Consider the following 12,737-nt stretch of genomic DNA (forward strand, 5'->3'; position numbering starts at 1 on the left):
AGAGGATCGCATGAGCCAGGGCGGCGCACTGCAACAGGTGAATTTGAAAGGACGGGACTTTCTAGAGCTGGACGACTACTCGCCAGAGGAAATCCAGTATTTAATTGATCTCGCCGTTGAAATTAAGCGTAAGCACAAAAACGGAGAAGCTTATCAGCCGCTGAAGGGGAAAACACTTGGGCTGATTTTCGAAAAATCCTCCACACGCACACGGGTATCCTTTGAAGTCGGTATGTATCAATTGGGCGGGCATGCCCTTTTCCTCAGCAAAAATGATATTCAACTGGGACGCGGAGAGCCGATTAGCGACATGGCCCAAGTGATGTCACGTTATCTGGATGGCATTATGATTCGTACCTTTGGGCACGATAATGTCGTAGAGTTAGCGCGTTATGCATCCGTTCCTGTGATTAATGGTTTGAGCGATTTGGCGCATCCGTGTCAGGTGCTGGCTGATTATCAAACCTTATATGAGCAAAAGGGTAAGCTGAAAGGACTCAAACTGGCTTACGTCGGAGACGGTAACAATATGGCGCATTCCCTCTTAATTGGTGGAGCGAAGCTCGGAGTGCATGTCTCCATTGCAAGTCCAGCTGGATACGAGCCTGACCCGAGTGTGGTCGCGGTTTCCCGTGAGATTGCCAAACAGACAGGTAGTGAAATTGTTATCACGCAAAGTCCGCAGGAAGCAGTAAAAGATGCCGATGCGATCTACACAGACGTGTGGGCAAGCATGGGCTTTGAGGAAGAGCAGAAGGAGCGTGAGCTTGCTTTTGCCGACTTCCAGGTGAATGAGGAGCTGGTTAAGCTCGCCAAGCCAGATTATTTATTCCTGCACTGTCTACCTGCGCATCGTGGGGAAGAAGTGAGTGCAGGAGTAATCGACGGTCCCAATTCGGTCATTTTTGATGAAGCGGAAAACCGCCTACATGCACAAAAAGCGTTGCTAGTTGCTTTAATGGGATAAAGTTGATCGTAAAGAAGATAGAGGTATAAGCATTCGGGGAGGACTTCAACAATGGCAAAAGAAAAAATCGTACTCGCATATTCCGGCGGTCTGGATACGTCGGTCATTCTGAAATGGCTCAAGGAAACCTATGATGCTGAGATTATCACATTTACCGCAGATATCGGACAAAAGGAAGAACTGGACGGTTTGGAGGAAAAAGCACTCGCTACGGGAGCTTCCAAAGTGTACATCGATGATCTGCGTGATGAATTCGCCAAGGATTTTATTTACCCGATGTTTCAGGCGGGTGCTTTATATGAAGGGCAATATTTGCTCGGAACGAGTATTGCACGTCCATTGATCGCTAAGCGGATGGTCGATATTGCGATTGCCGAGGGAGCAACAGCCATTGCCCACGGCGCAACAGGCAAAGGCAACGATCAGGTGCGCTTCGAGCTGAACGCGGCGGCGCTAACGCCGGACATCCAAGTCATTGCACCTTGGCGGCTGGAAGAGTTCCGCAACCAGTTCCCGGGCCGGGCAGAAATGATTGCCTATGCGGAAAAACACGGTATTCCGGTAACCGCTTCTGCAGCCAAGCCGTACTCCATGGACCGCAACCTGCTGCATATCAGCTATGAAAGCGGCGTGCTGGAGGACCCTTGGTTTGATCCGAGCGCTCCTGAAAATAAAGAAATGTTCTTGCTTAGTAACGCGCCTGAGGACGCGCCTGATGAAGCAGAATATTTGGAGCTGGAATTTAAAGCAGGCAACTGCGTCGCTTTGAACGGTGAACAGCTAACTCCGCTGCAAGTGATGGAAAAGCTGAATGAACTGGGCGGCAAGCATGGAATCGGACGCGTAGATATGGTGGAGAACCGTTTTGTGGGTATGAAGAGCCGCGGAGTCTATGAGACGCCAGGTGGTACAATCCTGTTCACAGCTCACCGCAAAATGGAGTCCATCACAATGGATCGCGAGGTTATGAATCTGCGTGATAGCCTGATTACCCGTTATGCTACCTTGGTGTACAATGGATTCTGGTTCGCGCCGGAACGTGTTGCTTTACAGGCACTGGTTCATGAGAGTCAGAAAAATGTCAGTGGTACGGTGCGCGTGAAGCTGTACAAGGGCAATATTATCGGTGCAGGCGTTAAAAGTCCGGTTAGCTTGTACAACCCAGACATTGCAACCATGGAAGCTGATCCGACGCAAGCCTACGACCAAGGCGATGCCACAGGCTTTATCCGCTTGAATGCTTTGCGTTTGAAGGTAAATGCGGGCGTAACACAAAATCATAAATAAGATGTAATCAAAAAAATGTACGGAATGCGGGCCGTTCTTGTCCAAACGACGAGGGCGGCTTGTTATTGCAGAGAGGGGATCATGCAATGAGTAAGCTATGGGGCGGACGGTTTACAAAGCAAACGAACAAGCTGGTAGAGGAATATACGGCTTCTATTGAGTTTGATCAGGCGTTGGCGGAAGAAGATATTCAAGGTAGTTTGGCTCATGTGGCCATGCTGGGCAAATGCGGTATTATTCCGCAGGAGGATGCGGACACGATCAAGGGAGGACTGCACACCGTTCTGGAGCGTATCCGCCGTGGGGAAATTGAATTTTCCGTTTCGGACGAGGATATTCACATGAATATTGAAAAAAACCTGATCGAGGCCATTGGTCCGGTCGGCGGTAAGCTGCACACTGGACGCAGTCGTAACGATCAGGTGGCAACGGATATGCACTTGTATTTGCGCGGACGTGTGGTATCGCTGGTAGGTATGCTGCATGATGTACAAGTTGCATTAATTGGGCAGGCCAAGGACAATCTGGACACAATAGTGCCTGGATACACACACTTGCAGCGTGCGCAGCCTATTTTGTTCGCGCATCACTTGCTAGCGTATGTGTCTATGCTAGAGCGTGATATTGACCGACTCAAGGACAGCTACAAGCGCATCAATGTGTTGCCGCTCGGGGCTGGGGCATTGGCTGGAACCACTTTCCCGATTGATCGTCATTTTGTAGCTGAGCAGCTCGGTTTTGATGGCGTCTATGAAAATAGCCTGGACGCTGTTAGTGATCGGGACTTTATCGTAGAGTTTTTGGCCGGGGCCTCGCTGATTATGACGCATTTGTCCCGTCTGAGTGAAGAACTGGTGCTATGGAGCAGCACGGAGTTTGGTTTTGTCGAGCTGGATGATGCTTTCTGCACAGGCAGCAGCATTATGCCACAGAAGAAAAACCCGGATGTACCGGAGTTAGTACGTGGCAAAACCGGGCGTGTCTATGGAAACCTCGTTGGTCTGCTGACAGTACTGAAGTCCTTGCCACTGGCATACAACAAGGATATGCAGGAGGACAAGGAAGGGATGTTCGATACGGTTGCTACGCTGGAGGGAGCCTTGCAATTGTTCGCTCCGATGATCGCTACGATGAAGGTGAACAAGGATCGCATGCGTCAAGCGGTCAACCAGGATTTCTCCAACGCAACGGATATTGCGGACTTCCTGGTCGGCAAGGGGCTTCCGTTCCGTCAGGCCCATGAGGTTATCGGCAAAACGGTGCTGTATTGCATCCAGCAGGGCAAGTATTTGCTTGATCTGAAACTGGATGAATTCCAGCAGTTTTCGGATCTGTTCGACGAGCGTATTTATGAGGTGCTTCAACCAGAAGCGGTAGTCAATGCTCGGAATGTGTATGGTGGAACCGCCACCGGTCAGGTGCAGGCAGCCATTGGACGCAGTGAACAGCTTCTAGTGAACACGTCAACATGGTTTGAAAATCATAAGCCAAAAAATTAATCTGTAAAGAAATAATTATTCTCTTGCACAGCAACGGGATGCTGTGTAAAATCAGATTTTAAGAATATTTGCCAGCTATGTTCTCAAAGGCACCGTTCGCGGTGTCTTTTGTGTTTTCCGAGAGGGTTGAAAGATTTATGATCGGAATAATCATGAACTACATAGAATTATTGGAAGTATATCGTCTACGATGTTTGACTCGCGTAGTTCTATAGACCCATTCATACATTAGTGTGAAAGTTTCTAGAATTTACATTTTTGTATACTACGCCTACTAGGATTATGGTAGAATAGCACTAAGTTTTTCATTGAATTACCAATTTAGTAGAACGAGAAGCATATGCGATAAATCATTGTCAAGTGTTTAATGGCTTTTTCGACCAGGGAAATTTCATAAATGTGTAAATGAAGAGCTTAAATGAGAACACAGGTGTGTCCTGGTTTCGGGAGAACGGCTGGTAACAATATGGAAATAGCGACATAGCAAAAGACAGAGTCGGGACGATCCAGGGAGGTATTATGAGAACTAAACGAACGACGCGTCAGCTAAAGAGCGCTTGGATCGGTTATCGCGCTTCTGACGCCGATGGATTGGTATCCTCATTGCATGAGGAGCGAATCCAGGCAGAGAAGTTGCTACGTGAGGAGCGGGAGCTTTTCCACGCGGCGCTGGAGCGGAAGAAGCAGCGGGATACCGAGTTAAAGCAGCTGCTTGCGGACGCGCTTGCGGAAGAGCGGCGCTGGATTGAAAGGGCGGGAATTCATGGGTGACAAGCTTAGGTGGCAGGTTGGAGGAGTTTCAATTCGCCAAACCAAGAGAAGAATAAAAGAAGAGCGTCAGCGAATCGAACAACTGCAACAACAGCTAGAGGCTCAGCGTGCAGAGCAGGCCCCGATACTGTACAAGCTTGATTTTCATATCGAAGAGTTGGAACGGCGACTGCAGGATACAGAACTTCGTATTCAGGCTTTACAGAATGCCAATGATACAGCAGCAGCTGTGGAACAATTGCTGGATGAAGGAATACAGGATGGACAGGTGCAGGAGGCGCAAGTCCAATATGCATCTGGGCAGGAACAAGCAGCGGCAGGAGCAGCTATAGGTCTTGCTTCCAGTATCCCTGGTGCAGAAGGCGGAGAGGTTGCAGCAGGAACGCAGACCGGACGAAACGGCAAGGCCCGTCTGGGAGATCAGCTGGTGGAGAACGGGATGATTACCCGGGATCAGCTGACAGATGCTATCCGCAACCAGAAGCGTTACGGTGGCAGACTGGGCGATATTCTTGTAGAGATGGGTTTCATTACAGCTGAGCAGCTACAAGAGCAAATTGATGGTGATGAGTCCAAGGAGAGACTGGGCGATATGCTGGTTCGTTCCGGCTATATTACACCGGAGCAGTTAGAGCGTGCGCTCGAGTTCCAGGCGAAGAGCGGCGGACTGCTCGGCGACATCTTGCTGTCATTGCAAATGCTGGAGCCAGCGGATTTGTACCGCGCGATTGCTACACAGAACCGAATCGGGCGTATTGGTGAGGAGTTGGCGCTGGATGCGGCGTACAAGCTACCCGAGCAAGTGGCCATGGCTTATGGCGTGGTCGTCATCCACCAATATATGAACCGCTATATTGTAGCGGTCAGTGATCCACTGCCAGAGGAGCGACGCTTGAAGCTGGAAGAAATTCTGGGTATGCCGGTAGAGCAAGTACTTGCAACGAAGGAAGAGATGGAGCAGCTCTGGGGTAAAATCTACGGCGAGGAAATGATGCAAGAGAGCACGACCGGGCTATTGGAAAAAGAACCGCATAATTCGGCGCGGACCACCTTTACCAAGGGACAGCTCTGGGTGTTTGCAGCTATGGGAATGATCACACTGCTTGGCCTCCTCTGGAACAGTTGGAAAACGGTGCTGATCATTAATATGATGATTCAGCTGTTTTATTTTGCTATGACGCTATTCAAATTTGGTATTATCTATCTCGGTTCCCGGCGTGGGGCGCAGCTTCGCTTCACGAAGGAAGAGGTAGACGCCATGGATGAAAAAAGACTGCCGATCTATACGATTCTTGTTCCGATGTATAAGGAAGCGGGCGTGCTTCCAATGTTGTTGCGGAATTTGGAACAGCTGGACTATCCAAAGTCCAAGCTGGATGTACGGCTGCTGATCGAAGAGGACGACATTGAGACGATTGAGCTGCTACGGGAAATGAAGCTGCCAGCGTATTACACGACACTGGTCGTGCCCGACGGCTTGCCGAAAACTAAGCCGAAGGCTTGTAATTATGGACTTATTCGGGCCCGCGGCGAATTTGTCGTCATTTACGATGCTGAGGATCGTCCCGATGCTGACCAACTTAAAAAGGTCATTGCAGCGTTTGATTCACTGCCTGAGAATTACGCGTGTATTCAAGCGAAGCTCAATTATTTTAACAGCACACAAAATTTGCTGACCCGCTGGTTCACACAAGAATACAGTATGTGGTTCGAATTGCTGCTGCCAGGAATTATGCAGTTAGACACCCCCATTCCGTTGGGCGGTACGTCCAATCATTTCCGGGTATCTGTATTGAAAGATATCAATGCGTGGGACCCCTATAATGTAACCGAGGATGCCGATCTGGGCATTCGTCTGTATAAAGGTGGTTATAAAACGGCCATTGTCGATTCCCGCACATGGGAGGAAGCGAACAGCCGCGTGGGCAATTGGATTCGTCAGCGTTCACGTTGGATCAAGGGATATATGCAGACATGGCTGGTTCATATGCGTAATCCGGTTAAGCTGGTGCGCGAAGTGGGCTGGAAAGGATTTTTCGGTTTTCAGGTGATGATTCTGGCGACTCCGATGTTGCCATTGCTAAACCCGATTTTTTGGGGCTTGCTTATTTTATGGTTTGGCTGGGAGTTGTCCTTTATTCCCAAGCTGTTCCCGGGTTATGTGTACTACTTGGCCAGCGCGGAATTTTATATCGGTAACTTTCTGTTCGTATTCAGTAATGTGGCCGGCATGTATTGGGTCATCGGTGAGCTGGAAGAACGCGGTGAACGAACATTTTCATACGCGATGGTCAAATATGGGCTACTCTCGCCGTTATATTGGGTACTTATGAGTATAGCTGCGATAAAAGCAGCTTGGCAGCTTATAACCAAGCCGTTCTATTGGGAAAAGACGACGCATGGTCTGACCGATATGCATGACTTGGATGATACCCCGGCACAGTCCTCCTGAATATGAAGAAAGAAGGAGCAAGAATGGAGACCAAAAATCCTTTTTTATCCGTCGTCATTCCCATGTACAATGAAGGCTCGCACCTCGAACGTTCACTTAAGGTGATTGATGGAGTGCTGTCTGTTGTCACCCCACGTTATGAGCTTATTATTGTAGATGATGGTTCCAAAGACGATACGTGGCTCAAGTTGTCCGAATTGTCCCGTCGTATGCCCTCTTTGCTCGCACTCCGGCTGAGTCGGAATTTTGGTAAGGAGCTGGCGTTGTGCGCAGGTTTGGAAAATGCATCTGGCGATGCGATCATTGTCATGGACGGTGATCTGCAGCATCCTCCTGAGATGATCGGGGAAATGGTGCGTTTATGGCAGAATGAAGGTTATGATTTAGTTGAATGTGTGAAAGAATTTCGGGGAGAAGAGTCTGTAGGCAAAAAGCTCGGAGCTTCTTTGTTCTATGCAACCTTGAATCGTTTGACGGGCTTTAATCTAAAGGATGCCTCCGATTATAAGCTGCTGGATCGAAGAGTGGTGGATGCCTGGATGGCGATGCCAGAGCGTATGCCGTTTTTTCGCGGGATGACCGCCTGGCTCGGTTTTCGTAAAACCCAGATTACATTCCGGGTGGCTCCACGAGAAGAGGGTCCAAGCCGCTGGAGTCCGTTAGGCCTATTTCGATTGGCTGCGGAAGCGATCGTTTCGTTTTCGACGGTACCTTTGCGGGTAGTGAGTTTAATGGGTCTCATTTTCATGCTGATTTCGGTCGTGTTGGGGATTCAAACCTTAATGCACAAAATAACGGGTGACGCTGTGACCGGGTTTACCACTGTCATTTTACTGCTTTTGATTATCGGTAGTGTACTTATGCTGTCGATTGGAGTGGTAGGAGAATATATTGCCGCCATATATCACGAAGTCAAAGCCAGACCCCGTTATCTAATTGCAGATAAACGGGCAAATGCTGACCGACTGTGGGTGGATAGGGAGTTTAATCAACATGATCAGACGTTCGTATCTAAAGTATCCAATCATTAAATACGGTATTGTCGGACTGCTGGGTACAGGCATTCACGTCGGTGTACTTGTGCTGCTGGTGGAGCTGTTTGCAATACCTGCAGTAACGGCTACTACCATAGGCTTTATCGTTACGTTGCTCGTTTCGTATGTGCTGAATCGTAACTGGACGTTCGAGCCTACCGGCGAAGGGAGCCGCACTCAGTTTCTTAAATATTTATTGGTCTGCACCTGCGGCTTGCTCCTGAATGCCGCTCTGATGTACGTAACCATTCACTGGATTGGTTGGTCGTATCTGATCGGTGAAGTCTTAACTACCATCATCGTGCCAGTTCATAATTATATCTGGAACCGCTATTGGATCTTCTCCGTTCCGCAACAGCGTCAGAAAGAGGTTTCATGATCGTAAGGAAACATGGAAAGTTGTTGTCATTGTTTGCTTGTATTGCTGCTCTAGAATTAGCCGTGGGTGTTTATTTTGCATGGCATCTTGGCTATATGCATACCGATGCGCTCAGTCGAGTAGCAAATGCATTTTATGTACTGTATAGTCGTGACCCGCATTTGGGTGCTATTGGGTTTGTGTGGAATCCACTACCGAGTTTGATGGAACTCATTGTACTGTTGTTCTATCCATTGTTTCCCGCACTCGCTTCCCACGGGCTGGCAGCAGTGATTGTGAGCAGCCTGTTTGCTGGGGCGAGTGCAGCATTATTGTACGGGACGGGAAAAGAACTAGGGCTTCACGGTGTAACTAGTTTGCTAATTGCGCTGTTATTTTCACTGAATCCGTTTATGTTTCTGTTTGGCTTCAACGGCTTGAGTGACTCGCCCTATATCTTTTTTATCCTGTTGACAGTGAGTCGATTCTGTATGTGGCTTAAGGATCGCAAGGCGGCGAATTTGATCGTATCCGGTTTTGCGCTTGCATTGGCATTTTGGGTTCGCTACGAAGCAGTCCCACTGGGGGTTGCGCTGGCTTTGGGCGTATTACTGACGATTTTTTTTCTGCATCGGTGGCGTACAAACAGAGAGAACGTTAAAACGCAATTGTCTTTAAAAGAGCGCCTGTACAAGGTAGAAGCGACATGGCTTCTATTGTTGCTGCCGCTTGTCTTTTCCGGTTTGTTGTGGCTCTTTTTTAACTGGATTATCATGGGCGACCCGCTTTACTTTTTACGCTCGCAATATTCCAATTCCACACAATCAGCGGCTTTGCTGGAGGATCAACGCTTTGTAGAAATGTTTGCTCACCCTATGCTGATGCTAAAGTTTGTCGGGCAACGGACCTTATGGTATGCGGCTCCGTTGATTGCCGTTTTGCTTATACGCCTATTGGACAAACGTCTGTGGAGTTGGAGCACATTAACGCTGCTGGCTATTTTTTTATCAGTACCTGGGCTCCAGCTTTTACTGATGCTTAAGCATTCTTCGTTTGGCTGGTTCCGATATTTTATGTATGTATTCCCGATTACGGTTGCTTGGCTGCCGTATGAGCTTAGTCTGTTGAAGGGGAAAATGCGGGGGATCGGAATCTCACTGGTAACGGCAGGAATGTTGGCAACAGCAGGCTTGTTATCCTACGCACTGACGAATCCCGCGATTGCGGCGGATGAGCATAGCTATCTGACGCATAGTGGCAATGAAAGCTATACTCGACAAATTGTTGAACGGAAAATAGGGTCATGGCTGGATGAACATTATGGTTCATCTCTCATTTTGACAGATTCTTATACGGCCTATCCGATCATTTTGAGCAGTAAAATGCCGAAGAAGTTTATGATAACGAGTGATTATGATTTTGGGAAATCTTTAACGGATCTGCCCGCTTCCAAGGTGGATTATGTTTTGGTTACGCGCTTGGTAGAAGGGGTACCACTGGATCAGGTGAACCGGAACTATCCTGATCTGTTTGAAAAGGGGGCGCCATGGGCCACGTTGGTGCATGATTTTGACGGGGAGTGGCGATTGTACAAAATAGAGCATGAAGAACTGCAATAATTTTATTGTATTTTAGTGCATCGTAGCGGAGGGAAGGATACAGCTGGAGGGCGTAAGCTCCCTACAGCTGCACCACCGCAAGAAGTTTGAGGGGGAACGAGAGGAATGTCCTTTCGCAAATGGTCTGCAAGCAGATGGATGGCTATAGGTCTGTTTGTGTTTATACTTGCATTGGAGCTATCTGCGGGCATCTATTTCAGCTATGTTCTGGGATATATGCACACAGACGCGCTCAGTCGGGTAGCTAACGCATTTTATGTGCTGTACAGCCGCGACCCGCATCTGGGCGCTATCGGATTTATCTGGAATCCACTACCCAGTCTTCTGGAAATGGTGATTCTATTGCTGTATCCAATCTTTCCGGCATTAGCCTCCTATGGATTGGCTGCTGTTATTCTGAGTGCTACCTTTTCTGCTTTGACCGCTATGCTGCTATATCGGGCGGGTGTCAGAACAGGGCTTAGCTCTAGGATGAGCTTGCTGCTGGCTTTGTTGTATGCACTGAATCCGTTTATTTTACTATTTGGTGCCAACGGTCTAAGCGATTCGTTATACATATATTTCATTATGATGACGGTGATTGAATTTGCGCTGTGGCTCAAGGACCGCATGACGGCAAGTCTGATTGTTTCTGGGTTAGCACTTGCCATGGCGTTTTGGACTCGTTATGAAGCGGTGCCTCTGGGCGTGGCCATGGCTGTTGGCGTGGTCTTGGCGATTTTATTTCTTCATCGCAACTTGGGTAGACGTGAACTGGCCCTGCGGGAAAAGCTGCATAAAGTCGAGGCAACCTGGTTGCTTCTTCTGCTCCCCGTGGTCTTTTCCGGGCTGTTGTGGATTTTCTTTAACTATCTTATTATGGGGAACGCTTTTTATTTCCTGAATTCAGAGTACTCGAACACGGCCCAATCGGCAGAGCTGCTGAATGATGATAAATTTGTAGAGATTTTCTCCAATCCGCTGGTGGCTTTGAAATTTATTGCATCCAAAACTATCTGGTATTCTGTACCGTTGTTTGCTATTTTGTTCATTCGTCTGTTGAGTGGACGCTTGTTCCGGTGGGGAACCTTGATTATTTTGTTATTATTCCTGTCTGTACCAGGCTTGCAATTTTTACTTATGATGCGACAATCCTCGTACGGGTGGTTTCGTTATTTTATGTATGTATTCCCGATTACCGTAGCCTGGTTGCCTTATGAGTTGAGCCAGCTTCAGGGACGATGGCGGAGGGCGGCCTTTGGTCTAGTGTCCGTCAGTTTGCTACTTACCGCTGGATTACTCTCCTATGCGTTGACTCGCCCGGATATTGCACCGGATGAGAATAGCTTTCTCACACGCAGGGGGAATGTAAACTATGTGAGACAGGAATCAGATCGTAAGATTGCCGTTTGGCTGGATGAGCATCTGCCGAAGTCTACCATTATGACAGATTCGGCTTCAGCCTACACGATGATCGTCTACAGCCAATATCCCAAACGTTTTCTGATCACCAGTGATTATGCGTTCAATAAGGCATTAAGTTATCCGCAGGAGAATCATGTGGACTATATCCTTGTACCTAAGATTATGTCAGGCATGCCACTGAGTAAGATTAATATGGTATATCCGAATTTATATGAGCATGGTGCCCCATGGGTTCAGCTTGAACGTGAGTTTAACGGCGAGTGGCGCCTGTATAAAGTGTTGCCTAAGCCACTAACTAATGGATCTCCAACGACGGAGACAACGACTAATCCCTGATGATAGGCATAACAACAATCCCTGGAGCCTATTCCCTTCGCATGGTGCGAGGAGGAAGGCTGCGGGGATTTTTTTGCCTGTTTATTGCCCTTTAAGCGGTAGCCACGCCAGTACATCCTGAATTTTCGCGTCCCAGTATCCCCATTCATGAGTTCCAGGACCTTCTTCGTAGGTCAGCGGAACTCCAAGAGAGGTGCATGTTTCACGAAAAGTCTGATTTCCCTTATATAAGAAATCTTCCGTACCGCAGCATTGGTAGAGTCGGGGGAGTGAGGTCCCCGCGGTGGTATGACGTTGTAGCAGCTCCAGCAAATCGTGATCTGTTCCGCGTATTTCATCTGGCCCGAAAATGTTAAGCCATTCCGCTGGACTCATGGCATTTTGCATAGGATCGGTACGGGATGCGTGTAAATCCATAACCCCCGAAAGACTGGCAGCGGCTGCAAAGCGTTCTGGGTGCTGGAGTGCCAGTTTGAAGGCACCATACCCCCCCATAGAAAGACCAGCTACAAAATTGTCTTCACGTTTGTCCGACAGAGGAAAGAATGAACGTGCCAAAGCCGGCAATTCTTCACTAATAAAGGTCCAATAAGCCGCTCCTTGCTCCATATTCGTATAGAAACTCCGATGTACCTGGGGCATGACGACGGCTAGGCCCATAGAGGCGACGTAGCGTTCAATCGAGGTTCGACGCAGCCAGGTTGAATCATCGTCCGACAGGCCATGCAGTAAATACAGTGTCGGATGTGGCCCTGTTCCTTGCTTGCCCTCCATTCCAATCTGTGAGCGGGTTGCCTGCGGAAGAATAACATTCATGGATGTGCTTAGACCAAGAACTTCCGAATAAAACTGACATTGAATAAGAGCCATAAGAAAACCTCTTTTCCTAGGGGGTTGCAATCTCTTTGACCTGTCCCAGCCTACAACTGATTATTCATTCAGTATACTTTAACCTGTCCAAATATACATATCCAAGTGAATGACTAGGCATTAAGTCCTGTTTCTTATTT

Annotated in this window: 10 protein-coding genes; 9 read left to right on the forward strand and 1 reads right to left on the reverse strand. The window is 48.3% G+C overall.

Annotation, left to right across the window (positions count from 1 at the left end):
• Positions 1–10 precede the first annotated feature (10 nt).
• The 9 genes from argF to ACXHJ1_RS09420 all read left to right on the forward strand — a co-directional run bounded on the left by argF (position 11) and on the right by ACXHJ1_RS09420 (position 11,727).
• Complete coding sequence (argF, locus tag ACXHJ1_RS09380; protein WP_457905996.1) at positions 11–967, forward strand: ornithine carbamoyltransferase; 957 nt, start codon at positions 11–13, stop codon at positions 965–967.
• Positions 968–1,018: 51 nt separating this feature from the next.
• Positions 1,019–2,254, forward strand: a complete 1,236-nt coding sequence (locus ACXHJ1_RS09385) for an argininosuccinate synthase (RefSeq protein WP_457905997.1) — start codon at positions 1,019–1,021, stop codon at positions 2,252–2,254.
• An 86-nt stretch (positions 2,255–2,340) separates the two neighbouring features.
• Positions 2,341–3,753, forward strand: coding sequence for an argininosuccinate lyase (argH, locus tag ACXHJ1_RS09390; RefSeq protein WP_016822943.1), 1,413 nt, complete (start codon positions 2,341–2,343; stop codon positions 3,751–3,753).
• Positions 3,754–4,272: 519 nt separating this feature from the next.
• Entirely contained in the window at positions 4,273–4,524 is a 252-nt protein-coding gene (locus ACXHJ1_RS09395; RefSeq protein WP_016822944.1) for a hypothetical protein, read from the forward strand.
• Positions 4,517–6,976, forward strand: coding sequence for a glycosyltransferase family 2 protein (locus tag ACXHJ1_RS09400; RefSeq protein ID WP_457905998.1), 2,460 nt, complete (start codon positions 4,517–4,519; stop codon positions 6,974–6,976). The genes ACXHJ1_RS09395 and ACXHJ1_RS09400 overlap by 8 nt, the downstream gene beginning before the upstream one ends.
• A 23-nt stretch (positions 6,977–6,999) precedes the next feature.
• On the forward strand, positions 7,000–8,007 hold the full coding sequence (locus ACXHJ1_RS09405; protein WP_457905999.1) for a glycosyltransferase family 2 protein: 1,008 nt from the start codon (positions 7,000–7,002) through the stop codon (positions 8,005–8,007).
• A complete protein-coding gene (locus ACXHJ1_RS09410) occupies positions 7,970–8,389 on the forward strand; it encodes a GtrA family protein (RefSeq protein WP_013373353.1) in 420 nt (139 codons plus the stop codon). Before ACXHJ1_RS09405 ends, ACXHJ1_RS09410 begins: the two co-directional genes overlap by 38 nt.
• A complete protein-coding gene (locus ACXHJ1_RS09415; protein ID WP_039276376.1) occupies positions 8,386–9,987 on the forward strand; it encodes a glycosyltransferase family 39 protein in 1,602 nt (533 codons plus the stop codon). The genes ACXHJ1_RS09410 and ACXHJ1_RS09415 overlap by 4 nt, the downstream gene beginning before the upstream one ends.
• A gap of 105 nt (positions 9,988–10,092) precedes the next feature.
• Positions 10,093–11,727: a glycosyltransferase family 39 protein gene (locus tag ACXHJ1_RS09420; protein ID WP_457906000.1), complete on the forward strand. Its 1,635-nt coding sequence runs from the start codon at positions 10,093–10,095 to the stop codon at positions 11,725–11,727.
• Positions 11,728–11,808: 81 nt separating this feature from the next.
• On the opposite strand, the gene ACXHJ1_RS09425 is transcribed toward ACXHJ1_RS09420, so the two are convergent.
• The gene (locus ACXHJ1_RS09425) at positions 11,809–12,597 is read right to left on the reverse strand and encodes an alpha/beta hydrolase (protein WP_290402614.1); all 789 of its coding nucleotides are present in this window, start codon (positions 12,595–12,597) and stop codon (positions 11,809–11,811) included.
• Positions 12,598–12,737: the final 140 nt, after the last annotated feature.

Source organism: Paenibacillus sp. ALE2 (assembly GCF_054113385.1).

Coding starts and splice junctions, on each gene's coding strand:
- argF (WP_457905996.1), top strand. CDS start 11: ATGAGCCAGGGCGGCGCACTGCAACAGGTGAATTTGAAAGGACGGGAC.
- ACXHJ1_RS09405 (WP_457905999.1), top strand. CDS start 7,000: ATGGAGACCAAAAATCCTTTTTTATCCGTCGTCATTCCCATGTACAAT.
- ACXHJ1_RS09415 (WP_039276376.1), top strand. CDS start 8,386: ATGATCGTAAGGAAACATGGAAAGTTGTTGTCATTGTTTGCTTGTATT.
- ACXHJ1_RS09410 (WP_013373353.1), top strand. CDS start 7,970: ATGATCAGACGTTCGTATCTAAAGTATCCAATCATTAAATACGGTATT.
- ACXHJ1_RS09400 (WP_457905998.1), top strand. CDS start 4,517: ATGGGTGACAAGCTTAGGTGGCAGGTTGGAGGAGTTTCAATTCGCCAA.
- argH (WP_016822943.1), top strand. CDS start 2,341: ATGAGTAAGCTATGGGGCGGACGGTTTACAAAGCAAACGAACAAGCTG.
- ACXHJ1_RS09385 (WP_457905997.1), top strand. CDS start 1,019: ATGGCAAAAGAAAAAATCGTACTCGCATATTCCGGCGGTCTGGATACG.
- ACXHJ1_RS09420 (WP_457906000.1), top strand. CDS start 10,093: ATGTCCTTTCGCAAATGGTCTGCAAGCAGATGGATGGCTATAGGTCTG.
- ACXHJ1_RS09425 (WP_290402614.1), bottom strand. CDS start 12,597: ATGGCTCTTATTCAATGTCAGTTTTATTCGGAAGTTCTTGGTCTAAGC.
- ACXHJ1_RS09395 (WP_016822944.1), top strand. CDS start 4,273: ATGAGAACTAAACGAACGACGCGTCAGCTAAAGAGCGCTTGGATCGGT.